The sequence below is a fragment of the Gordonia sp. 'Campus' genome, assembly GCF_022206305.1.
Taxonomy (GTDB): Bacteria; Actinomycetota; Actinomycetes; order Mycobacteriales; family Mycobacteriaceae; genus Gordonia.
The window spans coordinates 1-24,890 of sequence record NZ_JAKOIW010000021.1 but is presented as its reverse complement, the minus strand read 5'-3'; the positions used below and the strand labels follow the sequence as shown (position 1 = coordinate 24,890).

At 67.1% G+C, this 24,890-nt stretch carries 27 protein-coding genes, 1 rRNA gene and 1 other RNA gene; 10 read left to right on the top strand and 19 right to left on the bottom strand.

Translation table 11 applies throughout. From position 1 onward, the window contains the following. The first annotated feature begins 34 nt into the window (after positions 1–34). From MAY35_RS19310 to MAY35_RS19300, 3 genes are read left to right on the top strand one after another with little or no spacing between them, the layout of a single operon-like run. Complete coding sequence (locus MAY35_RS19310) at positions 35–958, top strand: metal ABC transporter substrate-binding protein (RefSeq protein WP_238422903.1); 924 nt, start codon at positions 35–37, stop codon at positions 956–958. Next, positions 955–1,752: a metal ABC transporter ATP-binding protein gene (locus tag MAY35_RS19305; RefSeq protein ID WP_238422902.1), complete on the top strand. Its 798-nt coding sequence runs from the start codon at positions 955–957 to the stop codon at positions 1,750–1,752. The genes MAY35_RS19310 and MAY35_RS19305 overlap by 4 nt, the downstream gene beginning before the upstream one ends. Next, a complete protein-coding gene (locus tag MAY35_RS19300) occupies positions 1,749–2,624 on the top strand; it encodes a metal ABC transporter permease (RefSeq protein WP_238422901.1) in 876 nt (291 codons plus the stop codon). The genes MAY35_RS19305 and MAY35_RS19300 overlap by 4 nt, the downstream gene beginning before the upstream one ends. Before the next feature lie 7 nt (positions 2,625–2,631). Here MAY35_RS19300 and MAY35_RS19295 read toward each other — a convergent pair whose 3' ends face one another. After that, positions 2,632–3,240, bottom strand: coding sequence for an AAA family ATPase (locus MAY35_RS19295; protein WP_238422900.1), 609 nt, complete (start codon positions 3,238–3,240; stop codon positions 2,632–2,634). Positions 3,241–3,317: 77 nt separating this feature from the next. Then, positions 3,318–3,691, bottom strand: a transfer-messenger RNA (tmRNA) gene (ssrA, locus tag MAY35_RS19290). Between the two features lie 151 nt (positions 3,692–3,842). Here ssrA and MAY35_RS19285 point away from each other — a divergent pair. Further along, entirely contained in the window at positions 3,843–4,385 is a 543-nt protein-coding gene (locus MAY35_RS19285; protein ID WP_238422899.1) for a hypothetical protein, read from the top strand. Between the two features lies 1 nt (position 4,386). Here MAY35_RS19285 and smpB read toward each other — a convergent pair whose 3' ends face one another. The 7 genes from smpB to MAY35_RS19250 all read right to left on the bottom strand — a co-directional run bounded on the left by smpB (position 4,387) and on the right by MAY35_RS19250 (position 9,750). Continuing rightward, positions 4,387–4,863 carry an SsrA-binding protein SmpB gene (smpB, locus tag MAY35_RS19280; protein WP_010844498.1) on the bottom strand — a complete coding sequence of 159 codons (477 nt, stop codon included), beginning with the start codon at positions 4,861–4,863 and terminating at the stop codon, positions 4,387–4,389. A gap of 72 nt (positions 4,864–4,935) precedes the next feature. Next, positions 4,936–5,844: a permease-like cell division protein FtsX gene (gene ftsX, locus MAY35_RS19275; protein WP_238422898.1), complete on the bottom strand. Its 909-nt coding sequence runs from the start codon at positions 5,842–5,844 to the stop codon at positions 4,936–4,938. A 73-nt stretch (positions 5,845–5,917) separates the two neighbouring features. Next, entirely contained in the window at positions 5,918–6,604 is a 687-nt protein-coding gene (ftsE, locus tag MAY35_RS19270; protein WP_238422897.1) for a cell division ATP-binding protein FtsE, read from the bottom strand. 90 nt (positions 6,605–6,694) lie between these two features. Continuing rightward, on the bottom strand, positions 6,695–7,156 hold the full coding sequence (locus MAY35_RS19265; protein WP_238422896.1) for a hypothetical protein: 462 nt from the start codon (positions 7,154–7,156) through the stop codon (positions 6,695–6,697). A gap of 89 nt (positions 7,157–7,245) precedes the next feature. Continuing rightward, on the bottom strand, positions 7,246–8,199 hold the full coding sequence (locus MAY35_RS19260) for a mechanosensitive ion channel family protein (protein WP_238422895.1): 954 nt from the start codon (positions 8,197–8,199) through the stop codon (positions 7,246–7,248). Continuing rightward, entirely contained in the window at positions 8,199–9,314 is a 1,116-nt protein-coding gene (gene prfB / locus MAY35_RS19255) for a peptide chain release factor 2 (RefSeq protein ID WP_238422894.1), read from the bottom strand. The genes MAY35_RS19260 and prfB overlap by 1 nt, the downstream gene beginning before the upstream one ends. A 43-nt stretch (positions 9,315–9,357) precedes the next feature. Continuing rightward, positions 9,358–9,750 (bottom strand): hypothetical protein, encoded by a 393-nt coding sequence (locus MAY35_RS19250; protein ID WP_238422893.1) that lies wholly within the window; start codon positions 9,748–9,750, stop codon positions 9,358–9,360. Positions 9,751–9,769: 19 nt separating this feature from the next. Here MAY35_RS19250 and hisN point away from each other — a divergent pair, with 19 nt between their 5' ends. Then, positions 9,770–10,666, top strand: coding sequence for a histidinol-phosphatase (gene hisN, locus MAY35_RS19245; protein WP_238422892.1), 897 nt, complete (start codon positions 9,770–9,772; stop codon positions 10,664–10,666). A gap of 4 nt (positions 10,667–10,670) precedes the next feature. Here hisN and MAY35_RS19240 read toward each other — a convergent pair whose 3' ends face one another. Further along, the gene (locus MAY35_RS19240; RefSeq protein ID WP_238422891.1) at positions 10,671–11,330 is read right to left on the bottom strand and encodes an MBL fold metallo-hydrolase; all 660 of its coding nucleotides are present in this window, start codon (positions 11,328–11,330) and stop codon (positions 10,671–10,673) included. A gap of 17 nt (positions 11,331–11,347) precedes the next feature. Continuing rightward, a complete protein-coding gene (locus MAY35_RS19235) occupies positions 11,348–11,806 on the bottom strand; it encodes a DUF2752 domain-containing protein (RefSeq protein ID WP_238422890.1) in 459 nt (152 codons plus the stop codon). Positions 11,807–11,982: 176 nt separating this feature from the next. Here MAY35_RS19235 and MAY35_RS19230 point away from each other — a divergent pair, with 176 nt between their 5' ends. Further along, positions 11,983–13,353 carry an acyl-CoA dehydrogenase family protein gene (locus tag MAY35_RS19230; RefSeq protein WP_238422889.1) on the top strand — a complete coding sequence of 457 codons (1,371 nt, stop codon included), beginning with the start codon at positions 11,983–11,985 and terminating at the stop codon, positions 13,351–13,353. A gap of 31 nt (positions 13,354–13,384) precedes the next feature. Further along, positions 13,385–14,608, top strand: a complete 1,224-nt coding sequence (locus MAY35_RS19225) for an acyl-CoA dehydrogenase family protein (protein WP_238422888.1) — start codon at positions 13,385–13,387, stop codon at positions 14,606–14,608. A gap of 36 nt (positions 14,609–14,644) precedes the next feature. Here MAY35_RS19225 and crcB (MAY35_RS19220) read toward each other — a convergent pair whose 3' ends face one another. From crcB (MAY35_RS19220) to MAY35_RS19195, 6 genes are all read right to left on the bottom strand, one after another. Next, positions 14,645–15,013: a fluoride efflux transporter CrcB gene (crcB, locus tag MAY35_RS19220; RefSeq protein WP_238422887.1), complete on the bottom strand. Its 369-nt coding sequence runs from the start codon at positions 15,011–15,013 to the stop codon at positions 14,645–14,647. Continuing rightward, positions 15,010–15,474: a fluoride efflux transporter CrcB gene (gene crcB, locus MAY35_RS19215; RefSeq protein ID WP_238422886.1), complete on the bottom strand. Its 465-nt coding sequence runs from the start codon at positions 15,472–15,474 to the stop codon at positions 15,010–15,012. Before crcB (MAY35_RS19215) ends, crcB (MAY35_RS19220) begins: the two co-directional genes overlap by 4 nt. Positions 15,475–15,488: 14 nt before the next feature. Then, the gene (locus MAY35_RS19210) at positions 15,489–15,971 is read right to left on the bottom strand and encodes a DUF6790 family protein (RefSeq protein ID WP_238422885.1); all 483 of its coding nucleotides are present in this window, start codon (positions 15,969–15,971) and stop codon (positions 15,489–15,491) included. A 5-nt stretch (positions 15,972–15,976) separates the two neighbouring features. Further along, positions 15,977–17,857, bottom strand: a complete 1,881-nt coding sequence (locus tag MAY35_RS19205) for a propionyl-CoA synthetase (RefSeq protein ID WP_238422884.1) — start codon at positions 17,855–17,857, stop codon at positions 15,977–15,979. Between the two features lie 91 nt (positions 17,858–17,948). Beyond that, entirely contained in the window at positions 17,949–18,548 is a 600-nt protein-coding gene (locus tag MAY35_RS19200) for an MSMEG_1061 family FMN-dependent PPOX-type flavoprotein (protein WP_238422883.1), read from the bottom strand. Positions 18,549–18,568: 20 nt separating this feature from the next. Then, positions 18,569–19,174 (bottom strand): universal stress protein, encoded by a 606-nt coding sequence (locus tag MAY35_RS19195; RefSeq protein ID WP_238422882.1) that lies wholly within the window; start codon positions 19,172–19,174, stop codon positions 18,569–18,571. A 169-nt stretch (positions 19,175–19,343) separates the two neighbouring features. On the opposite strand from MAY35_RS19195, the gene MAY35_RS19190 reads away from it, so the two are divergent. Together MAY35_RS19190 and MAY35_RS19185 are read left to right on the top strand one after the other, a co-directional pair. Beyond that, positions 19,344–20,513: a sensor histidine kinase gene (locus MAY35_RS19190; protein ID WP_238422881.1), complete on the top strand. Its 1,170-nt coding sequence runs from the start codon at positions 19,344–19,346 to the stop codon at positions 20,511–20,513. Beyond that, a complete protein-coding gene (locus MAY35_RS19185) occupies positions 20,510–21,196 on the top strand; it encodes a response regulator transcription factor (protein WP_238422880.1) in 687 nt (228 codons plus the stop codon). The genes MAY35_RS19190 and MAY35_RS19185 overlap by 4 nt, the downstream gene beginning before the upstream one ends. Positions 21,197–21,287: 91 nt before the next feature. Here MAY35_RS19185 and MAY35_RS19180 read toward each other — a convergent pair whose 3' ends face one another. Then, positions 21,288–22,538, bottom strand: a complete 1,251-nt coding sequence (locus tag MAY35_RS19180) for a helix-turn-helix domain-containing protein (protein ID WP_238422879.1) — start codon at positions 22,536–22,538, stop codon at positions 21,288–21,290. A 159-nt stretch (positions 22,539–22,697) separates the two neighbouring features. On the opposite strand from MAY35_RS19180, the gene MAY35_RS19175 reads away from it, so the two are divergent. Next, a complete protein-coding gene (locus tag MAY35_RS19175) occupies positions 22,698–24,542 on the top strand; it encodes an NAD(P)/FAD-dependent oxidoreductase (protein ID WP_238422878.1) in 1,845 nt (614 codons plus the stop codon). A gap of 55 nt (positions 24,543–24,597) precedes the next feature. Here the strand turns inward: MAY35_RS19175 and rrf are convergent. Beyond that, positions 24,598–24,714 (bottom strand): 5S ribosomal RNA (rrf, locus tag MAY35_RS19170). Between the last annotated feature and the right edge of the window lie 176 nt (positions 24,715–24,890).

The following is a 24,890-nucleotide window of genomic DNA, read 5'->3' as shown; positions in this document are numbered from 1 at the left end:
AGAAAGTTCGGGTCACCGAAACTATAGTGTCGGCATGCCCAAGCCTGCCCGTCGTCGTATCGTCTCGCTCGGTGCGCTGCTGGCTGCCGTGGCCACGGTCGTCGCGGGCTGCACACTGTCGAGCCGGTTGCCCGATGAGAAAGTCGTGCTCACCACGTTCACCGTGCTCGCCGACATCGCGTCCGAGGTCGCGGGTGATCGGCTGACGGTCGAGTCGATCACCAAGCCGGGCGCCGAGATCCACGGCTACGAGCCCACCCCCGGCGACATCCGCCGCGCCGCGACCGCCTCGCTCGTCATCGACAACGGACTGAATCTCGAAGCCTGGTTCGCGCAGTTCGTCGACGACCTCGACGTCCGGCACGTCGTCGTCAGCGAAGGCGTCGAACCGATCGACATCGCGTCGGATGCCTATGCGGGCAAACCGAATCCGCATGCGTGGATGAGTCCGGTGAACGTGCAGATCTACGTCGACAACATGGTGGCGGCGTTCAGCGAGCTCGACCCCGACGGTGCCGCCACCTTCGAATCGAATGCCGCCGCCTACAAGAAGCAACTGCAGCGGGTCCAGAGCGACCTCACCACCGCGCTCGACGCGTTGCCCGCCAACGAGCGCGCACTCGTCACCTGCGAAGGCGCATTCTCCTACCTGGCCCGCGACGCGGGTCTCACCGAGCGGTACATCTGGCCGGTCAACGCCGAACAGCAGGCGACGCCGCAGCAGGTCGCCGCGACCATCGACTTCGTCCGGGCGAACAAAGTGCCGGCCGTCTTTTGCGAGTCCACCGTCTCCGACGCCCCGATGAAGCAGGTGGTCAACGCGACCGACGCGCGGTTCGGCGGAACGCTGTACGTCGATTCGCTCTCCGAAGCCGACGGACCCGTGCCCACCTACCTCGACCTCATCCGCCACGACGTCGCGACCATCGTGTCGGGCCTGACCGGGAGCAACACATGACCGCGACGCCTGCCCAGACCGATCACGCCATCGAAGTCGACGACGTCACCGTCCGATACGGCGACATCCTCGCCCTCGACCACGCATCGGTCCGGGTCCCGACCGGCCGGATCTGCGGACTCGTCGGCATGAACGGCTCGGGCAAGTCGACGCTGTTCAAGACAATCGTCGGGTCGGTGACCCCGACCACCGGAACCGTCCGTCTCGGGGGCCGGACGCCGGCCGCCGCGCGCCGCGCAGGCGTCCTCGGCTACGTGCCACAGTCGGAGGACATCGACTGGAGTTTCCCGATCTCGGTGCGCGACGTCGTCATGACCGGCCGCTACGGCCACCTCGGGTTCACCCGACGCCCGCGGCGCGCCGACCACGACGCCGTCGACGAAGCACTCGCGCGCGTCGAGCTCGGTGACTTCGCCGACCGGCAGATCGGCCAGCTGTCCGGGGGGCAGCGCAAGCGGGCGTTCGTCGCGCGCGGGATCGCGCAGGAGGCGTCGATCCTGCTCCTCGACGAGCCGTTCGCCGGCGTCGACAAACGCACCGAGGCCACCATCACCGCACTGCTGCGCGAACTCGCCGAGGCCGGGACGACGATCCTGGTGTCCACCCATGACCTCCAGGTTCTGCCGGAGCTTGCCGACGAAGCAATCCTGTTGATGCGCAGGGTGATCGCGCAGGGGCGCCCCACCGAGGTGATCACCACCGACAATCTCGTGCGCGCCTTCGGGCTCGACCCCCTCGCCCGACCCATCGCCGATCTGCCCCCACTCGATCGCCGGGAGGAAGAAGCATCGTGAACGTCATCGACCTTCTCCTCGACCCGTTCGCCTATGCGTTCATGACCCGTGCCCTGTGGGCGACGCTCATCTCCTCGGTCGTGTGCGCGCTGTTGTCGTGCTGGCTCGTGCTGATCGGCTGGTCGCTCATGGGCGACGCCGTCTCACACGCGGTGCTCCCGGGCGTGGTTCTCGCCTATATCGCGGGAATCCCGTTCGCCGTCGGCGCGGTGGTCTTCGGGTTCGTGGCCGTCGCCCTGATCGGCGCGGTCCGCGACGGCGGTCGCATCAAGGAAGACGCCGCGATCGGCATCGTCTTCACGACGCTCTTCGCGCTGGGACTGGTGTTGATCTCGGTGACGCCGAGCCAGACCGACCTCAACCACATCATCTTCGGCAACCTGCTGGGCGTCTCCACCTCGGACCTCGTACAGATCGCCATCCTCGGCGCGATCGTCGCCGTGCTGCTCCTGCTGAAACGACGCGACTTCACCCTGTACGCCTTCGACCCGACGCACGCCTTCGCCATCGGCTTGAGCCCGCGTCTGCTGGGCGCCGGCCTCCTCGCCCTTCTCGCGCTGACCGCCGTCACCGCGCTGCAGGTGGTCGGCATCGTGCTGGTGGTGGCGATGCTGATCATCCCGGGTGCCACCGCCCGCCTGCTCACCGATCGGTTCAGCCGGATGCTGCTGCTCGCGCCAGCGATCTCCGCGATCTGCGGTGTCATCGGCCTGTACGTCTCCTACTACCAGGACACCTCGCCCGGCGGGATGGTCGTACTGGTCCAGGGCATCGCGTTCTTCGGTGTGTACCTCTTCAGCCCCGGCCACGGCGTCATCACCACGCGACGCAGGCGGCGCGAGAGTGCCGCGGCTGACGCGCTGAGGGTGTGACCGGCGCTTACCGAATGTGCGCGATCGACACCGCGACTCGACGCTGCAACGCTCGAATCCTCTGGGGTCGCGGCCGGATGAGGTCCAGTCCCGCGTGGGCTGCGATGTCCTCGACTACGTCGTCGAGCGACCTGGCGTCGTTGGAGATGTGCGTCGCGTATCTGTCCCCGGCCAATGCGGCGACACATCGCTCGGTCTGTTGCATCGCCCAGGTTTCATCCATACCCATGACCCGCCCGAACACCGCTCCGGCGCGGGTACGCAGCCGCCGTCTGATTGTCTCGCTCGACGCCGTCAGTGCGTAGTGACGGACATCGACTCCACGTGCTTGTAATCCCCCGACGATCTCGTCGAAATAGCGGTCGTCGACCAGTGTCATCGGGACGATCACCGGACCGTCAGACACACGCTCGGCCTGTACCAAAGTCTCGACGACGGCCGCTCGCCACTGCGGGCGGTCTTGGAAGTCTTTTCGCTCCGACGACGGCAGCATCCGGTGGATAGCGAACCCGATGAGTTCGGGATCGGCCACATGCGAACTCGCCAACCGCCGGTGGAGTTCATGCGCGGTATGCGTCTTGCCGGCGCCGAATGCCCCGTTGATCCAGACAAGCATGGCGGCCACGCTACCGATGCCCCCGCGTTACCGCGCCAAGACAACGCCCCACCTGGCGGACCAGGTGGGGCGCTGTGTCGTGGAGCTGCCGGGAATTGAACCCGGGTCCTCCGTCGTGTTGTTAGGGCTTCTCCGTGTGCAGTCCGCTATGTCTCTACTTGGATCTCTCGGTCACGCGAACAAGCCGAGATGACGATCCCAGTCGCTGTTTGGTGTTCCGACCTCACCCGCGACCGGCGAGGACGGTGAGCTCCCATAGATGATGCCGGCATCCGGGTCTGGGAGCATAACCCGGGCCGACAGACTAGCCGGCGCTACTTAGGCAGCGAGGGCGTAGTCGCGCTGATTGGAATCGGCGCTTAATTGGTTGCTGCGACGCTCACGGTGGTCTCCAGCCTGCACCGACACGCTTCCCCTATCTCGACGCACGAAGTCGAAACCGATCAGCCCCGAGTAGGACCCGCCGACCGGAGTCAGCGAGCACTTCAGTCTAACAACTCGTTCCCCAGAGTTCATTCCCATTACCGCTCGCCGCCACCACCAGCGAGTTCACAGCTTCTCGCCAGCCTCACCCAAGACACCACCGGGATCGTGGAGACCTCGTGAGCCGAAACGGACTTCGGCCGACCGACGAGAGCGAGACCGAGATGACCTCCCCGACCCCTGGCGGACACGAACCCGACAGCACCCCACCTGCACCGCCCACACCCGACGACACAACGACCACGCCCATGACTCCCGGGGCCGACCCGCACCCGGACCGGGCACCCGACACCACGGCCGCACAACCGCCCGTCGTCGAATCCCACCCGGTTGCGCCGAAAACCGCGCCGGCACGCTCGGCCCTGATCGCCGGGGCGGCCGGACTGGCCATCGTCGCGGGCGCGCTGGGTTTCGGGGCCGGCTACATCACCGGTGACACGACGTCCGAGCGTCCCGCACCGGCCGCCGTCTGGCAGCAGGGCGGGAACGGACCCGGAATGGGAGGCGGGCCCCACATGGGTGGACCACAGATGGGCCTGCCGGGACGGCAGGACCGGGACAGCGAGGGCGGCTCCGACTCCGGCTCTGACTCCGGCGAGAAGGACGGCCAGGGCACGCCGCCCGGGGCGCCGTCACAGGAGCAGGGTCAGACCGGAACCTGACTCAACCCATTCCCTTGACCCGACGACCGACCTCGCGCTCGACCTCCCGCTGCGCGGTGCGCTTGGCGATGTCCTGGCGCTTGTCATGGGCCTGCTTACCGCGGGCCAGGGCGAGCTCGACCTTCACCTTGCCGTCGTTGAAGTACATCGACAGCGGCACCAGAGTGAGGTTGCCGTCGCGGATCTTGCCGACGAGGTTGTCGATCTCCCGCCGGTGCATGAGCAGCTTGCGCTTACGACGGACGGAGTGATTGGTCCACGATCCGTTGCCGTACTCGGCGATGTGGAGCGCATGCAGCCACACCTCGCCGTCGTCGATCGTCGCGAAGGCATCGACCAGCGATGCCTTTCCCGCGCGCAGACTCTTGACCTCGGTGCCGACCAGCACGATCCCGGCCTCGTAGACGTCGAGAATGGCATAGTTGTGCCGCGCCTTGCGGTTTGACGCAATCACATTGCGTCCTTTTTCCTTCGGCATGCACTCACCTCCTCGCCTTGCAGTGGGCCCTGTCGTCGACCGCGAATGTCTGAAACCGCCGGGACCGACAGATCATTCCCGAACGTAGACACGAAGCGTGACATATGCGGTGGCGCCCGCCAACACAATTCCGCCGAGCACCAGCCACGGCGCGACGAACAACACGTCGGTGACCTCGATCCGGGCGAAGAAGCTGACCCCGTACAACTCGCGTAACGCGTTGTCGAAGAAGAACTTCTTGGCCAGGAGCAACCCGCCGATGGCGAGCACCGAACCGACAAAGGCAGACACCACCGCCTCCAGCAAGAACGGCAACTGCGTATACCACCGGGTGGCGCCCACCAGACGCATGATCGACACCTCGGTCCGTCTGGTGAACGCCGCGATCTGAACGGTGTTGATGATCAGCAGGATCGCGGCGATCGCGAGGACGGAGGCGATCGCGAACGTCGCGTTGCGCACGCCGTCGAGAACGCTGAAGATGCGTTGCACGAGCTTGCGGTCGTCCTTGAAGGCGTCCACGCCCAGGTCTTTTCGAGTGGCGTACTTGGTCAACACCGCGTCGAACTGAGCCGGATCCGACACCCGGACGCGCAGCGAGGCCGGCAGTGTGCCTTCGACGATGTTCTCGGCGAGGTCGGGGTTGTTGGCGAAGATCTCCTTGGCCCGCTTGTATGCCTCGTCCTTGTCGAGGTAGGTCACCGATGTGACGCCCGGTTCGTTCTCCAGGCCCCTGCGCAGTTGGGCGCACGGGTCGGACTCACACTGCGGATCCCGTTCGGTCACCTCGGGGTTGAGGTAGAACTCCATCTCCACCCGGTCGAGGAAGATCTGCTGGCTCTTGTCCGCCATCTGGATCACCAACAGACCGCCGCCGAACATACCCAGCGTGATCGCCGTGGTGATGATCATCGCGATGGTCATGGTCGCGTTGCGGCGGAGTCCGTGGAGAACTTCGCTGATGATGAAATTCGCTCGCATGTCTGCTCAGACAGTCCCTTGAAAGATGGCGGCCGGGGGTCGGTGGGTGCGGTCGTGTCGACTGCCGGTCTCGTCAGCCGATCCCGTACACACCCTGCGGGTCGTTGCGCACGAGCTGCCCGTTGTCGAACTCGAGGACACGACGGCGCATCGCGTCGACGATGTGACGATCGTGGGTGGCCATGATGACCGTGGTGCCGCGGCGATTGACCCGGTCGAGGACGTCGACGATCTCCTCGCTGGTCTCGGGGTCGAGGTTGCCCGTCGGCTCGTCGGCGAGCAGGACCAGCGGCCGGTTGACGATCGCCCGGGCGATCGCGACGCGCTGCATCTCACCACCCGACAGCTCGGTGGGCATCCGATCGTGCTTGCCCTCCAACCCGACGTACTCGAGCACCTCGGGAACGACACGCTGAATCGTCGACCGCGGGCGCCCGATCACCTCGAGCGCGAAGGCCACGTTCTCCGCGACCGTCTTCTTCTGCAGCAGCCGGAAGTCCTGGAACACACAGCCGATGGACTGACGCAGCTTGGGAACCGTACGAGCGCGCAGCCGGTTGACGTGGAACTCACCGACGTACACATCGCCGCTCGTCGGGCGGTCCTCCTTGAGCAGGAGACGGAAGAACGTCGACTTTCCCGATCCCGACGGACCGATCAGGAAGGCGAACTCCCCCTTGTCGACCTCCAGGCTCAGCTCTTTGAGAGCCGGTCGACTGGACGCCTTGTACTGCATCGTGACGTTCTCCAGCTTGATCACGATGTGCCAGTGTAACGACGGCGCCTGAGAGTCCGTTCAGGCACGACACTCAGCCGTCTGGACACCGCTGACCTGCGGCGACAGCGGCCCTCAGCGTGTCGGAACCGTGGTGGTCGGGGTCTGTCCGCCGAAACCGGGGATCGGGATGTTCGGCAGGCCCGGAACGGTCGGCCGCGTGGTGGTCGTCGTCGGGACCTGGGAATCGGTCCCCGACGTGCCCTCGGTGCCGTCGACCCCGCTGCTCGTATCTGTCGTCGACGACGACTCCTCGGTGGTCGAGGAGAAGGTCGACGACGGGGCTTCGTAGGACGGCTCGACCGTCTGCGTCGTCGACTTCGGCGCGGGCCGAGCCGGCGGGTCGACGATGCCGTAACGCTGTGAGGTGTATCCGTACAGCACGCAACACAACAGGAACACGCCCACGAGCAAGACCGTGCTGGTGCGAGCCCTGGTCCGCGCGATGTGGCGCCAGTCGCGGCGTCTGCCCTCGGTGTCCGCCTGTCCCTCGTCGGGAGCCGGGTGCTGCGGCGGGACCCCTTGGGTAGGGATCACCTGCGTGGCGTCGTCGCCGCCCGCTTGGATCGGACCCGTGTCGTCTGGACCCGGGCGATGCCGGCCCGGAGAGTTCGCTGAATCTGCCATCATTCGCCCCCGTCCCGGTTGCCCTGGTCCGCGTGCGTCGCAGGCGGTCCACCGGCGGCCCGGACGTCGCGCGCGGCCACGTTGATGCCCTCGCGGGCGAGCGCCCGGATGATGTGCACGCGGAGGGCGCGACCGACCTCGAACTGTTTGCCCGGCAGGGTCCGGGTGACCATCCGCACGGTGATCGAGTCGAGTTCGAGGTTGATGACGCCCAGTGACGACGGCGCGTCCAGGAGCAGGTCATGCCACTGCGGCAGCGCGTAGAACTCGTGTCCGACGCGGTCGAGCGTCTCGTTGACCAGCCCGATGTCGGCCTCCGAGGGGATCGGGACGTCGACGACGGCCCGCGCCCAGTCCTTGGACAGGTTGGTGGCCTTGACGATCTGACCGTTGGGCACGGTGATCACCTCGCCCTCGGCGGTGCGCAGCTTGGTCACGCGGAGCGTCACGTCCTCGACGGTGCCCTCGGCCGGTGCATTGCCCGTGACGGTCAGGTTGACCACGTCGCCGTATCCGTACTGTTTCTCCGCGACCACGAAGAAGCCGGCCAGGATGTCCTGGACGATGCGCTGCGCGCCGAAGCCGAGTGCGGCACCGATCACCGCGGTGGGACCGGTCAGGCCGCTCAGCGGGATGCCGAACACCGACAGCGAGTGGACGATGACGATGATGGCGATGACGACGATGAGCGTCCACGCGACGACGTCGACCAGGGCACGACGATGCTTGGCGTCCTCGGTCTGCACGATCAGGTCGCTCGTGGAGAAGCGGGACTCCACCCGCGAGGCGTACTTGTCGGCACCCCAGCGGATCAGTCGGGCGAGCAGGACCGCGCCGAGGATCCAGATGACGATCTCGAGCCCGTTGGTCGCGAGCCAGACGTAGACCCGGCTGACGAGCTGTTCGGTCGGGCTCGGCGCAGCAGCGAGCCACAGATGTCCGGAGGATGCCATCACGCTTCGGCGGTCGCCATCCGCCAGCGGATACCGGCCTCGATGAATTTGTCGAGCTCGCCGTCGAGCACCGCGGTGGGGTTGTTGTCCTCCACGTTGGTCCGCAGGTCCTTCACCATCTGGTACGGGTGCAGCACGTAGGAGCGCATCTGGTTGCCCCAGCTCGACCCACCGTCGCTCTTGAGTGCGTCGAGTTCGGCGCGTTCTTCCAGACGCTTGCGTTCGAGGAGCTTGGCCTGCAGGACGCGCATCGCCGACGCCTTGTTCTGCAGCTGGCTCTTCTCGTTCTGACAGGTGACGACGATCCCGGTCGGGAGGTGGGTGAGCCGGACCGCGGAGTCGGTCGTGTTGACCGACTGGCCGCCGGGACCCGACGACCGGTAGACGTCGACCTTGATGTCGTTCTCGTCGACGTCGATGTGGTCGGTCGTCTCGACCACGGGCAGCACCTCCACCTCGGCGAACGACGTCTGGCGGCGGCTCTGGTTGTCGAACGGGCTGATCCGTACGAGCCGGTGCGTGCCCTGCTCGACCGAGAGGGTTCCGTACATGTACGGCGCCTTCACCGCGAACGTTGCGCTCTTGAGGCCCGCTTCTTCGGCGTAGGACGTGTCGTAGACCTCGACGCCGTAGCCCTTCTGCTCGGCCCAGCGGATGTACATGCGCATCAGCATCTGCGCCCAGTCCGCGGCGTCGACGCCGCCGGCACCCGAACGGATGTTGACGAGCGCATCGCGTGAGTCGTACTCGCCGGCGAGCATCGTCTTGACCTCCATGGCCTCGATGTCGGCACGCAGGCTCGCCCGTTCGGCGTCCGCATCGGCGACGGCAGCGACCTTGTCGTCACCTTCTTCGGCGTCGGCGAGTTCGTAATGCACGGGCAGGTCGTCGAGGCGCTGGCGCAGTTCGGAGACCTTCCGCAGCTCCGACTGCGCGTGAGACAGCTCGCTGGTGACCTTCTGGGCGTAGTCCTGGTCGTTCCACAGGTCAGGATCTGATGCCTGCATCTCCAGCTCGTCGATGCGTCGACGGAGCTCCTCGAGGTCGAGCACCTTCTCCACGGTGGTCAAGGTGGCGTCGAGAGATTCGAGGTCTGCGGTCACGTCGGGATGCACGGTTATCCAGAGTACCGACAGTCCGCCCCCGAGCGGCCGCGGATCAGAGAGGATCGGGGCCGGGCTCGGGCATCACGCCGAATCGCCACGACGTCGCGGCCTTGTTCGGCTTGTAGAGAACCGGCAGATCGTCGCCGATCTGCGGCCACGGGTCGCCCGCGCCGAGGACCAGCGTCCCGTAGACGTCGGTCGGACTCGTCTCGGGCCCGACGATCGTCCCCGAGATGGTGCAGAAGCGCTGACCGTTCTTGTCGGCCGCACTGTGGGCGGGTTCATCGTCTCGGTCGGAGACCCCGACGATCGTGAACGTGCCCTGGACGAACTGGGACGCCTTGGCCGCCGACAGCGGTTGCGGGTTGCGCCCGCGTTGCCACTGGACGACGAGCGCCACCACGAGCGCGGCGATCAACAGGGTGAACGTCACGGTGAGCCACATGACGGCTACCCTACCGGGCATGTCCGTACCCCCCGGTCCGTTGAACTCCGGTCCGTCCAACCCCGGCCCGTCGAACCCCGGCCCGTCGAACACAGGCCCGTCGAACACAGGCCCGTCGAGCCCCGGCACGGCGGTGACGTTCAGCGATGACGTCGAACTCGCGCTGTCGCTGGCCGATTCCGCCGACGCGCTGACCATGGACCGATTCGGGGCGGTGGACCTGAGGGTCGAGGACAAACCCGACCTGACGCCGGTCTCCGACGCCGACCTGGCCTGCGAAACGCTTATCCGCGAACGACTCTCGGCCCGCCGCCCGGGCGACACCGTGCTCGGCGAGGAGTTCGGCGGCGATGCCGCGCTCACCGGCCGGCAGTGGGTCGTCGACCCCATCGACGGAACCAAGAACTTCGTCCGCGGGGTGCCCGTGTGGGCGACCCTGATCGCGTTGCTGATCGACGGCGTGCCTGTCGTCGGCGTCGTGTCGGCACCCGCACTTCGCCGACGCTGGTGGGCCGCAACGGGTCTCGGCGCCCACACCCGCTTCGACGACCAGGACGTGCGGCGTCTGTCGGTGTCGGGGGTCGCCGACCTCGGTGCGGCCAGCCTTGCGTTCTCGAGCCTCTCCGGCTGGGCCGACCGCGGGGTGCGCGATCAGTTCATCGACCTCACCGACCGCGTGTGGCGCGTCCGCGGGTACGGCGACTTCTTCAACTACTGCCTCGTTGCCGAGGGCGCGGTCGACGTCACCGCCGAGCCGGAGGTGTCCCTGTGGGACCTGGCGCCGCTCGACATCCTCGTCCGCGAGGCCGGGGGCCGCTTCACCGCACTCGACGGGACACCCGGACCGTCGGGCGGCAGCGCGGTCGCCAGCAACGGGCTGCTGCACGACGAGGTGCTCGGCGCGCTACGCGCCTGAGGCTTCAGACCTCCGTCGCGCTCTCTGTGTCCAGCACCGTGAACTCGGTTGCCGCGTCCTTCATGTCGGCCAGCCGGCCGTAGTGGATGCCACTGCCCGCATCGGAGAGGATCGCCTGGTGGATGGGCACCGCGACGCGGGGGGCCATCGCACGTAAGTAGTCCACGGACTCGCTGAGTTTCATCCAGGGCGCGGCGGACGGCAGCGCGAGGACGTCGACGTCTTCGAAGGGGATGTAGAAGGAGTCTCCTGGGTGCATGAACTGCCCCGGCTTCTCGGCGGTGCCGAGGATGTACGCGACGTTGTCGACGACCGGGATCTCCGGGTGGATCACCGCGTGCCGGCCACCGGTGAACCTCGCGGTGAGCGCGCCGATCTCGATCTGATCGCCGCTACGGGCGGCCGTCCACCTCCCGGCGACGTCGTCGCCGTTGAGCTGACCCGTCGTCTGCGGGTCCGCGTAGAGGATCGCGTCGGGATTCGCGGCGACCAGGTCGGGCAGCTTGGCGACATCGCAGTGGTCGGGGTGCTGATGGGTGATCAGGATGGCGTCGAGCCCGCTCAGACCCTCGAAGCCGTGTGAGAAATTGCCCGGATCGAAGAGCACCTTGGTGCCGTCGATCTCGACGAGCAGACAGGAGTGGCCGAAATGGGTGATCTGCATACGTCCACTCTGCCCTCTCACACGACGAGCGGGAAGAACCCCCAGCCCGACGCCGCGTCGACGATCCGTAGCAGCCCGTAGGTGAGCCACACTCCCAGGAGGACGGCACCGGCCGGCCCGAGCACGATGTCGCGCCAGCCCTTGAGCGGGGTTTCACGCCGACGGGCCAGCGTGACGATCGCCGCGACGACAGTGACAGCCGTCAGCACCAGGAGCAGCGGTCCGAAGACGTTGAACGTGAACGCGGCGCCGACATCGCCGTGCATGAACGCGACCCAACTCCTGGTGAGACCGCACCCGGGACAAGGCAGGCCGGTCATCGCCGCGAACGGGCACACCTGTGGGCCACTCGCCACCCCCGCCGGGGTGAAGATCGCCGCGGCGCCCAAGGCGGCTGCGCCGACCACGGCAACCGTCGTCGCACCCACGACTTGGGTGGACGATAAGCCCAGGTGGGAGCGCTGTTCGACGGACATGTGGCCAGCCTAGCGGGTACCCCGCGCCGCGGCGTCGGACAAGTGCGTGACAAACTTCTTACTCAGCAGTAAGGTATGGACTTACCACCGAGTAAGATCGGTCTGAACACACCCCTTCCACATCCAGATCCATGCAGAGCCCCGACCGGGCGACTCCGAAGAAACGGCTGGTGATCATGACAACTCACACCGAACCGCGCGACACCTCCGCAGTGGGCCGCAACCCTCACCCGCGCAGCTTCATCGGAACGGCGATGCGTGTCCTGACCACCGTCACGGGCTCCGAGTTCGCCGAGAAGTACAACATCCGTGAGCCCATCAATCGAATCGCGTACCAGGGCACCAAGACCGGCTTCCAGACTCTCGGGGCCGCCAACCGCGCGTTCAAGGCGGCCCAGGGCGGCGGGTCGGGTGAGGCCAAGCGTCTGACCAGCGCCCCCAAGGATTACTTCAACCTCACCCCCGACGACGAACAGCAGATGATCGCCGAGACGGTGAAGGAATTCGCCACCGAGATCCTGCGACCGGCGGCCCACGATGCCGACGCCGCCGCTGCGGCCCCGGAGGACCTGGTCAAGCGGTCCGCCGAACTCGGCATCACGATGATCAACGTCCCCGAGGAGTTCGACGGCGCCGCGTCCGAGCGTGGTGTCGTCACCAACGCGCTGGTCGCCGAGGCCATGGCCTACGGCGACATGGGCCTCGCGCTCCCCCTCCTCGCACCGAGCGGCGTGGCGACCACGCTCACCAACTTCGGCACCGACGAGCAACAGCGCACCTACCTGCCCGACTACGCGGGTGAGAACGTGCCGCAGTCGGCGGTCGTCATCGCCGAACCGCGTCCCCTCTTCGACGCATTCGCATTGAGCACCAAGGCGACTCGCGTACCCAGCGGCTTCCGGCTGAACGGCGTCAAGTCCTTCGTCCCGGCCGCCGGATCGTCGGAACTGTTCCTCGTCGGCGCGCAGCTCGACGGCAAGCCCGCCCTGTTCATCGTCGAGTCCGACACCAAGGGACTCATCGTCGAGGCCGACCCCGGGATGGGCGTCCGTGCGGCGGGTATGGGTCGCCTGCTCCTGCAGGACGTCGCCGTCCCCGCATCCGCCATCGTCGGCGGTGAGGGCGATGCCGCTGCGGCCGCCTACCGCGATGTCGTGCGCCTCTCGCGTCTCGGCTGGTCGGCGCTGGCCGCAGGCACCGCACGTGCCGTCCTCGACTACGTGATCCCCTACGTCAACGAGCGTGAGGCCTTCGGCGAGCCGATCTCCAACCGCCAGGCGGTGGCCTTCATGGTCGCCACCATGGCCACCGAGGTCGACTCCATCCGCCTCGTCACGCTGCGTGGTGCTGCCCGTGCCGAGCAGGGCCTGTCGTTCGCCCGCGAGGCCGCGCTCGCCCGCAAACTGACCATCGACAAGGGTCTGCAGATCGGACTCGACGGCGTCCAGTTGCTCGGCGGCCACGGTTTCACCAAGGAGCACCCCGTCGAGCGTTGGTACCGCGACCTGCGCGGCGCCGGCATCGGCGAAGGCATCGTCGTCCTCTGACCAGCTCTCCGACGTAGCGAAAGAACCTCTCATGAGCATCAATCTCGAACTCCCGAAGAAGCTGCACGTCACCGTCGATCAGGCACACCAGGCGGCGGCCGAGATCTTTCGGCCCATCTCTCGCAAGTACGACCTGCGCGAGCACGACTACCCCGTCGAACTCGACACTCTCGCAAGCCTGTACGACGGTCTGTCCGAGACCGGACAGGCCGGTGCCGGCGCGGACGGCGGCCGCAGCCAGCAGAAGAAGGAAAAGCCCCGGGCCGAGGGCGCCGTGGTCAACGGCGGCAACATGCAGTCCGTCGTCAACGTCATCGAAACCTCCTGGGGCGATGTCGGACTCATGCTGAGCATCCCGTATCAGGGTCTCGGCAACTCGGCGATCGCCGCCGTGTCCACCGACGAGCAGCTCGAACGCTTCGGCAAGGTGTGGGCGGCGATGGCCATCACCGAACCCGGCTTCGGCTCCGACTCGGCCGCGGTCTCCACCACCGCGACACTCGACGGCGACGAGTACGTCATCAACGGCGAGAAGATCTATGTGACCGCCGGTTCCCGTGCGACGCACATCGTCGTGTGGGCCACCGTCGACAAGAGCGCGGGCCGTGCGGCCATCAAGAGTTTCGTCGTCCCCCGCACTCACCCCGGCGTCACGGTGGAACGCCTCGAGCACAAGCTCGGCATCAAGGTGTCCGACACCGCGGCGATCCGCTTCGAGAACTGCCGCATCCCGAAGGAGAACCTGCTGGGTTCGCCCGAGGTCGACACCAAGAAGGGGTTCGGCGGGGTCATGCAGACCTTCGACAACACCCGTCCCCTGGTGGCCGGCATGGCCGTGGGAGTCGCGCGCGCCGCACTCGAGGAACTGCGCCGCATCCTCGACGAGGCAGGCATCGAGGTGGACTACGACCGTCCGGCCGCCGACCAGCACGCCGCCGCAGCCGAATTCCTGCGGATGGAGGCCGATTTCGAGGCCGCGTACCTACACACGATGCGCGCCGCGTGGATGGCCGACAACAAGCAGCCGAACTCGACCGAGGCGTCGATGTCGAAGGCCAAGGCCGGCCGCACCGCCACCGACGTGACCAACAAGGTCGTCGAGCTGACCGGCACGCTCGGTTACTCCGAACGTCTGCTGGTGGAGAAGTGGGCCCGCGACTCGAAGATCCTCGACATCTTCGAGGGCACGCAGCAGATCCAGAATCTGATCATCGCGCGTCGTGTGCTGAACAAGAGCAGCGCCGAACTAAAGTGAGCAACAACAGATAGCTTGTCGACATTGCCTGGGCGATCACATCGCCCAGGCAATCGTCATTCCGGCCGCACATGCGGCCACCGCGCCGATCAGCGATCCCACCGCGTACAGCACCGCCCGGATTCTCGATCCCTGCTGCGTCAGGCGCATCGTCTCGAAACTCGCGGTGCTGAAAGTCGTGTAACCGCCGCAGAATCCGGTGCCGAGTATCGCCTGTAGGTCATGGGGGGCACCGTGGAAGATCACCGATCCCGCAAGCACCCCCAGCAAGGCCGAACCGGTCACGTTGATCCCGAAGGTCCCCCACGGTGTGATCGTCGGCCACCGCTGTTTGAACCAGCCGTCGACGACGAAGCGGGTCACCGCGCCGAGCGCACCGGCCACCAGGACTGCGAGGGTGATCATGCGCGGGCCGTTCGCGAGGGCAGTGTCGACGCGAGCCCGATGCCGCATCCGGCTGCGATGACACCGAGTACGACGCTGACGACCGCGTAGAGCAACGCGGTCACCACAGCTGACGCCCGCGTGAGTTCGGTGATCTCGAGCGCGAACGTGCTGTACGTCGTGAGCGCCCCGCAGAGGCCCGTTCCGCCGAACAACCGGATGCGCTGACGCACCCCCTCGTCCCGACCGAGTCGCGCGAGCGCCTCGAGCAGGAGACCGAGGACGAAGGCGCCGGTGATGTTCACCCCGAACGTCGCCCAGGGCCATTGCCCGTCGACGAACGGGAACGTCTCCTCGGCCCAGAAACGCAGTCCCGTGCCGAGGATGCCGCCCGCGAACACCCAGCCGATCGCGTGCACGCGCAGGTGCAGGGGGCGCTCGTCCGGGTCGGTCGGCAGTTCGCCGTGCTGGTCGTCATGCACCCGGCAAGTCTGCGCTATGTCACGACCGCGAACAACACGATCAGATAGACCGGCACCAGTACGTCGAAGACGAAGATCGGCCCGGCGTTGCCGGGTGCGAAGTTCCGGTGTGTCACCATCTCGCGCACGTGCCCGACCGCCGCGCCGAGGTAGAAGACCGCGAACGCGATGATCGTGGCCAAGGTGAACTCGTCGCCGAAACCTGAAGCGATGACGCCCAATACACCGGTGGCGAGACTCGCCAGCCCCACTTCCCACTGCCACGGCGTCTTGGCGGGCCATCCGATGGATTCGGCGATCGGCTCACCGAAGAACATGTGCCCGCAACCCGTCATCCAGCCCTGCACCCCGATCATCCAGAGGACGGAGTTCTCGAGCAGGTCCCGACCGAGGTCACCGCCGGGGGTCAGCGCGTCGATGCCCGTCGTGACGGCGGCGCCGACCAGGCCGACGAACGGCACCAACCGAATCGCGATGCGCAACACGGCGTCGAGCACGACCGTCAGTCCTTGAGCTGTTCGGCCAGGGCGGTCAACACGTCGGGGTCCTCGATGGTCGACGGGACCGTGTACTCCTCATGGTCGGCGATCTGGCGCATCGTCTTGCGCAGGATCTTGCCCGAACGCGTCTTGGGGAGGGCCGGAACGACGGTCACGTCGCGGAAGGTCGCGACCGCGCCGATCTCCTCCCGCACCATGGCGACGAGTTCGTTGCGTAGCGTGTCGGGTTCGATGTCGACACCGGACTTCAGCACCACATATCCACTGGGGCGCTGGCCCTTGAGCTCGTCGTGGATGCCGATGACCGCACATTCGGCCACCGCCTGGTGGGATGCGACGACCGCCTCGATGCTGCCGGTCGAAAGGCGATGTCCGGCAACGTTGATCACATCATCGGAGCGCCCGAGGACGAAGACGTAGCCGTCGGCATCGACGTACCCCGAGTCACCGGTGAGGTAATAACCCTCGAACGCCGACAGATACGATTTGCGATATCTCTCCTCGTCGCGCCAGAGCCCGGCGAGGGTGCCGGGCGGCAGCGGCAGCTCGATGACGATGTTGCCCTCCCGTTCGGCACCCAGTGTGTTGCCCTCGGCGTCGACGACGCCCACCCGGAACCCGGGCACGGGGACCGTCGGCGAACCCGGTTTGATCGGCATCGGTTCGAGGCCACGGCAGTTCGCCGCGATCGCCCACCCGGTCTCGGTCTGCCACCAGTGGTCGACGACCGGTACGCCCAGGACCTTCGACGACCAGGTGAAGGTGTCCGGGTCGAGTCGCTCGCCCGCGGCGAAGAGCGTCTCGAGCGACGAGGTGTCGTACTTGCCGAGCTCGGCTGCATCCGGATCTGCCTTGCGGACGGCGCGAATGGCGGTGGGGGCGGTGAACAGTGCCTTCACCCCATGGTCGGCGATGACTCGCCAGAACGCGCCGGCGTCGGGTGTACCGACCGGCTTGCCCTCGTACATCACCGTCGTCGCACCGGCGAACAGCGGCGCATAGACGATGTAGGAGTGTCCGACGACCCACCCGACGTCGGAGGCCGTCCACCAGACGTCCCCCGCCGAGATGTCGTAGATGTTCTTCATCGACCAGGTCAGCGCGACCGCGTGACCGCCGTTGTCTCGGACCACGCCCTTGGGCTTTCCGGTGGTTCCGGAGGTGTACAGGATGTAGAGCGGGTCGGTCGCCGCCACCGTGACCGGCTCAACCGGCTCGGCGCCATTCGTCGCCTCATCCCAGTCCAGCCAACCGTCGTGGTCGGCAGCGCTCCCGTCGACCTCGGCACGATCCTTGACGATGACGGTCCGCGGCGGCACCGCCGACAACTCGATCGCCTTGGCGACCATCGGCAGGTATTCGACAGCACGCCCCGGTTCGAGTCCGCCCGAGGCGGTGACGACGGCCACCGGTTCGGCGTCGTCGATCCGCGTGGCGAGTTCGCGAGCGGCGAAACCGCCGAACACCACCGAGTGCACGGCGCCGATACGCGCGCACGCCAGCATCGCGATGGCCGCCTCGGGGATCATCGGCATGTAGACGACGACGCGATCACCGGCGGTGACTCCATGCGCGGCAAGAACTCCCGCGAACCGGGACACCTCGCCCAGCAGGTCGGCGTAGGTCAGCTCGCGCCGCTGACCGGTCATCGCGGAGTCCCAGATCAGCGCCGTCCGTTCGCCGTGCCCGGCAGCGACATGTCGGTCCAGGGCGTTGTGGCAGGTGTTCAGCTCCGCGTCGGGAAACCATCGGTAGAACGGCGCTGCTGACGCGTCGAGGGCCCGTGTCGGCGGGGTCATCCAGTCGACCGCCGCGGCGGCGTCGAGCCAGAAGCTCTCCCGATCCTCGACCGCCCGGCTGAACGCTTCGCTGTACCGGCCCATCGCCATCCCCTCACCTCGTTCTCGCGTGCTCGCGATCGGTCCGCGGGCCGCATCGCCCTTCGAGACTATCGGTGCGGCGAGGTCTGCAAGGTCAGTACAGGAACGGTCGGAAGCTCTCCTCGGTGAACCGCTCGTCACCGGCCTCCGGCATCACGCGCCGGGTGATGTCGGCGACCGATGGCAGTGCGTCCGGCCGCCACCGCTCGGGCTTCCACAGATCCGAGCGGAGAAACGCCTTGGGACAGTGGAAGAACACCTCGTCGACATCGATCTCGACCGCAAGAATCGGCCGCTTGTCCCCGACGGCCAGCGCGTCGAAGTACGGCCCGTCGTCGACGATGCGCGCCCGACCGTTGATCCGCAGGGTGTCACCGCGGCCGGGCACGATGAAGATGCTGCCCGCGTGGGGGTTTCGCAGGATGTTGAGGTATCCGTCGACGCGCCGGTTCCCGGGGCGTTCCGGGATCGCGATGCGCCGGTCGTCGATGACGTGTACGACTTTGCCTGCCGGGTCGCCCTTCGGCGACACGTCGGTCCGGCCGTCGGCGTCGGCTGTCGCGAGGAACACCATGGGCGTCTGCTCGAGCCATTCCCGGTGCACGTCCGACAGTGAAGATCGCACCTTGTCGCGGACGAGCTGCACCGGCTCGCCGACGATCTCGCGCAGCGTCGCCTCATCCGTGATGTGCATGGGCCCATCGTGTCACGCGTTCAACGTGTGGCAAGACCCTGCACCGGCGCCGGCCACGCGAATGCCCAGCTCGGCCGGCGCGGGGTGTCGGCCGTCACCGCGCGGCGACGGTACCGGGCGGAGCCATCGGTGACGATCAGTTCGACGGCAGGGTCCAGCCGCCGGGCCAGGCTGCGGGCGGTCCAGCCCGGACGTCCCGCGTCGGTACCCAGGACGAGCGCGCCGGCGCCGACATCGTTCGCGACGCGGCCGAGGACCGCCGTCGGGTCGCCGACCGCGCTCATGACCGACACCGTCCGCGCGCCGTGCCATGTCGCGAGTTCCCTCGCGGTCCGCAGGTGTTCGTCGACGATCGCCGGGCCGGTGAGCAGATAGGACTCGTCTTTGAGGACGTCGTGGGGACGTGTGTCCGGGCGTCCGCGTCGTCGGCGCGTGGCGCAGACCAGGATCAGGTCGTCGGCGTCGACGAGGCCCTTGGCGGCCACGGCCACGGCACGCAACGCGGCGTCGGTGCCATCGATCCCGACCACCACCGGCCGTCCGGCGACCGCGGTCCATCGGTCACGTCCCGGTCCTCCGGCCGCGTCGATCCGTTCCCAGCGCGTGTTTCTGGTGTGCAGTCTCATCGTGGTGTCCTCTCGTCCTCGCCGTGGCGTTGTCCCTGCTCACAACGCTAGGAAGACGGGCCTCCCGTTTCGCCAACCCGCGGGTTGATCTCGTCTCCACCCGTGGGTGGACGCGGGGTTCCACCGTGGGACGGATGTACGCCGCCACTGCCGAACTATTCTGGGAACGGTGACGGGCTTCACAGCGGGAACGGCTGCGGGATTGCGCCGTCGGATCGAGCGGGCCGGCGGCGACTATCCCCCGCTGTACCCGGCGGTCATCCTGTCGGCAAGCGTCGTGGTGACCCTGGCGTCGGCGGCCCAGCGGTACCCCTTCGACGAGGTCTGGTGGGTGGTCGCCGGTGTGGTGTTCGCCGCCGTGACCCTCGTTCTCGACCTCACGCTCCCGCCGTCGTCGTATGCATGCTTCGGAGTCATCACCAGCACCATCTGTTTCCTGATGGTCCCGACGCCGTCGGACGCCGCCCCACTGCAGCTCGCGCTCATGACCGCCATCGGTGCCGCGATGTACCCGTGGCGGACCGGGATCGTCGTCGCGACCATCTGCCTCGCGGTCATCGTGTGCTTCGGCGCGTTCGGCGACCTCGACTCACCGGCGTTGTACGGACTCGGCGTCGCATGCGGGTGGCTCGTCGGATACATGGTGCTCATCCAGAAGCGGCTCGCGGACAACCGCGCCCGCGTTCTGCGTGAGCGCGCCGACCGTGCCGCCAGCGACGAACGACGACGAATCGCGCGCGAGATCCACGACGTCATCGCGCACTCGCTGTCGATCACGATGCTCAATGTCACGGCGGCGCGGCGCGTCCTCGAGCAGGACCGTGACATCGACGACGCGCTCGATGCCCTCACCGACGCCGAACGTCAGGGGCGCGAGGCGATGACCGAGATCCGCACCATCGTCCACGTGCTGGGCACCGATCAACAGCGCGCGCCCTCCCCGGCACCGGGGGCCGGCGACCTGATGAGGCTCGTCGACGACTACCGCAAGGCCGGCGTCGACATCGACTGCACGCTCGACGGCGATCCCGCCTCCCTCTCGGATCCGGTGGGCGCCGCGCTCTATCGCATCGCGCAGGAATCGCTGGCGAACGTCGTCAAACACTCCACCGGTGCACGCGCGACGGTGAACGTCCTGATCGGCGACGACGTCACGATCACAATCGAGAACCCGGCTCCCCCGGGGCGGAACAGACCAGGTGATGGGACCGGTGTCGACGGAATGACCCAGCGAGCGACCCTGCTCGGCGGAACACTGCAGACGTCCCACCGCGGGGGCATCTGGTCCGTGCGAGCGGTGCTGCCTCTGCGCGCGATCGCCGACGGGGCGCACGTATGACGACCAGCAGCCCCGGTGACCCGACCGTCGATCCGATCCGTGTCCTGCTGGTCGACGATCAGGAACTGATCCGAACCGGCCTGCGACGCATCCTGCGTCTGCGCGACGGGTTCGACATCGTCGGCGAATGCGCCGACGGCTCCGGTGTTCTCGCCGGGATCGCCGAACACCGTCCGGACATCGTGGTGATGGATCTTCGTATGCGCGACGTCGACGGCATCACCGCGACGACCATGGTCCGAACGCTTCGGGAGCCACCGCCGGTACTGGTGCTCACCACGTTCGACGACGACGTCCTGCTCTCGCGTGCGCTCCGCGCCGGCGCGGCCGGCTTCATCCTCAAGGACTCACCCGCCGAGGCGCTCATCTGGGCTGTGCGGGCAGTCGTGCGTGACGGGGCCTTCCTCGACCCCGCGGTCACCGGGCGCGTGCTCCAGGGGTTCCGACGCGCCGGCCGCGAACAGGTGGCTCACGCCCCCGAGCTCACCGAACGGGAGACCGACGTCCTTCGGCTGATCGCACGGGGCCACACCAACGCCGAGATCGGCACCGCGCTCGGGATCTCCCAGGTCACGGTGAAAAGCCATGTGAACCACATCTTCACCAAGCTCGACCTGCGGGACCGAGCTGCCGCCATCGTGTACGCCTTCGATCGCGGGCTGGTCGTCGCCGAATACGACTGATCCGGATACCACTCACCCGGATGTGACCGGTCGGGACCCGGGCCTTCAGTGGGACTTTCTCAGGGGCGGGACTCCCAGGGGCGGCGACTTCTCAGGGGCGCGCCGTGTCGTCGAGCAGGCGTACGTCCACCCCGTCGGCGAACCGGTATGGCCCGGCGACGAGCAGCCCGCCGAAGTGCTTTCGCAGTCGCGACATCTCGGCGCGCACGGTCACCGTCCGGTCGTCGACCCCGAACAGATGCATCGACAGCTGCGCCGCACTCACCCCTGCGCGGTGCCGTGCGAGATAGGTCAGGATGTCGCCGTGGCGGGGCGAACACCGGTGCGTCCACACCCCACTGGCGCCTTCGACGCTCACCTCGACGCCGGCGACCCCCGAAGCGTGCGCCACCGCCCGAACACCGATGGACGTCTTCGGTACATCCGTGGCGTCTGCGACACGTACCAACCACCCGCCGGGCAGCGCCTCGACGTCGCACTCGCCCAGTGCGCCCACGAACACCCGACCCGGACCCACGCGCGCGGGGAGCAGCAACCGCGGTCGCGGTGTCAACGTGTCCACCGCCGCGACCCATCCGTCGGTGTCGACGGCCATCGCCGGGCCCGGTATCCGCGCCAGAATCGGCGCCGCGACCGCTCGGAGGGTGTCCAGGCGACGATGATGCTGCTCGCGCAGGTGGGACTCGGCCAGCCGGGCCACCGCATGAACCAGCGCCAGAGTGGTCGGGTGGATCGTCGCCGCCGGTCCGCTGACGTCGACGACGCCGAGCACCTCCCCGGTCCGCGGATCCTTGATCGGTGCGCCGGTGCACGTCCACGAATGGTGGCTGCGGACGAAGTGCTCGGCGGAGAACACCTGGACCGATCGTCCCGACATCAGCGCGGTACCGATCGCGTTGGTACCCACCGAGCCCTCGGCCCAGTCGGCGCCTTCGACGAATCCGAGATGATCGGCGCGCGTGAGGACCTTCGACGACCCGCTGCGCCAGAGCACGTGGCCCCGAGCATCCGCCACCACAAGGATGTTGTCGCCGTCGGCGATGAGCGAGTCCAGACCGCCCGCGAGCTCGTCGACGACGTCGATCAGGCCGGAATGTCTGCGCCTCTCCTCGAGTTCGTCGAACTCCAGGGTGGGTTCGACCGCACGCGTGGCGTCGGGGTCCAGTCCTGCGCGTCGCAGCCGCTGCCACGAGTCGTCGATGACGCTGCGAGGCCGCGCAGGCAACCGGGTTCCGGCCATCGCCGCGTCGTGGACGGCGTGCAGTACGTGGGCGAACTCGCGCGGGTCATCACCCGCCTGTACGGCGGGTTCCAGCTCAGGTGCGGAGTCGAAGGTCGTCATCACCTCGATTGTGCGTCACGTCACAACCGAGGACAACGATCGGCCGACCCGCAACCCCTTGCAACCCTTGTCGGCCCACCTGTCTGAGGCGTCTGCTGTGTTCGAACCGCTGTGGTCCACATCACCATGCAAGCGGGCATTCACCACAGAGGAGGCATCATGACCCAGACCCTGGAGCCCGTCGTCAGTGTCGACGGCACCCCCCAGCAGCGAATCGACACATGGCTGCGGGAGTTCGAGGCAGCGCTCGAGGCACGCGACATCGGCCGTGCGACCGACGCGTTCCTGACAGACAGCTACTGGCGGGACCTCACCGCGTTCACCTGGAACATCAAGACCGTCGAAGGTCACGAGCAGATCGCCGACATGCTCACCGCGAGACTTGCCGACACCCGCCCGGCAGAGTTCACCACCACCGAGCCGGCAACCGACGACGGTGACGGCGTGGTCTCGGCGTTCATGGCTTTCGAGACCTCGGTCGGCAGGTGCGAGGGCCATCTGCGCATCCGCCCCGACGACGCCGACGACGGCCGGGACAAGGCCTGGACACTCCTGACGACATTGCAGGAACTCAAGGGGCATGAGGAAGCCGCAGGCCCCAACCGGCCGTTGGGCGCCGTACACGGGTCCGATCCCGACACCCGCTCGTGGGCCGAGAAGAAGGCCGACGAGGACCTTGAACTCGGCCGATCGGTGCAGCCCTACGTTCTGATCGTCGGCGGCGGCCAGGGCGGCATCGCGTTGGGCGCGCGTCTCCGGCAGCTCGGGGTGCCGTCGATCGTGGTCGACAGGCACGAACGACCCGGCGACCAATGGCGCAAGCGCTACAAGTCGCTGTGCCTCCACGATCCGGTCTGGTACGACCACCTCCCGTACCTCCCGTTCCCGGCCAACTGGCCGGTGTTCGCGCCGAAGGACAAGATCGGTGACTGGCTGGAGTTCTACACCAAGGTGATGGAGGTCCCGTACTGGAGCAAGACCACGTGCCTTTCCGCGGCCTATGACGAGAACGAAGGCCGATGGACGGTCGAGATCGACCGCGACGGCGAGCGCATGGTCCTTCAGCCGACGCAGTTCGTGCTCGCCACCGGTATGTCGGGCAAACCCGCCATCCCCACCGTCCCCGGTCAAGACCTGTTCGCCGGCGAACAACACCACTCGAGCCGGCATCCGGGTCCCGACGCGTACATCGGCAAGAAGGTCGTCGTCATCGGGTCGAACAACTCCGCACACGACATCTGCAAGGCGCTCGTGGACAACGGCGTCGACGCCACGATGGTGCAGCGGTCGTCGACGCACATCGTGAAATCGGATTCGCTCCGCTCGATCGCGCTCGGTTCGCTGTACAGCGAGGAAGCCGTCGCTTCGGGGATGACCACCAAGAAGGCGGACCTCACGTTCGCCTCCCTGCCATACCGGATCATGCACCAGTTCCAGGTGCCGGTGTACGACGAGATCCGCCGGCAGGACAAGGAGTTCTACGACAGGCTCGAGGCCGCCGGTTTCCAACTCGACTTCGGCGACGACGATTCCGGGCTGTTCATGAAATATCTACGACGCGGCTCCGGCTACTACATCGACGTAGGCGCCAGCGAGCTCATCGCCGACGGGACGATCAAGCTCGTCCACGGACAACTCGACCACCTGACCGAGACCGCAGTAGTGCTCGCCGACGGCACCGAGATCCCGGCAGACGTCGTGGTGTACGCGACCGGTTATGGATCGATGAACGGTTGGGCAGCCGACCTCATGGGCCAGGAGGTGGCCGACCGAGTCGGCAAGGTGTGGGGCCTGGGGTCGGAGACGACCAAGGACCCGGGACCCTGGGAAGGCGAACAGCGCAACATGTGGAAGCCCACTCAGCAACCGGGCCTGTGGTTCCACGGCGGGAACCTGCATCAATCCCGCCACTATTCGCTGTATCTGGCCCTGCAGCTCAAGGCCCGCTTCGAGGGGATTCCGACGCCGGTATACGGACTCGCCGACGTACATCACCTCAGCTGATCCGGGAATGCAGAATGCCCCGCAACGGTGGGTTGCGGGGCATTCTGGGAGTTGTGTTCGGCGGTGTCCTACTCTCCCACACTGGTTAGGGTGCAGTACCATTGGCGCTGGAGGGCTTAGCTTCCGGGTTCGGAATGGGGCCGGGCGTTTCCCCTCCGCTATGGCCGCCGTAACTTTATGAAACACAGTCACACAACAATCGTGTTTGTTTGTTGTGTGTTGTTTCAGAAGTACATAGTGGATGCGAACACACCAAAAGGTTTTGGGTGTGTGGGTGTTGTTGGTAAGTCCTCGGCCGATTAGTACCAGTCACCTGAACACATTGCTGTGCGTACAGTTCTGGCCTAT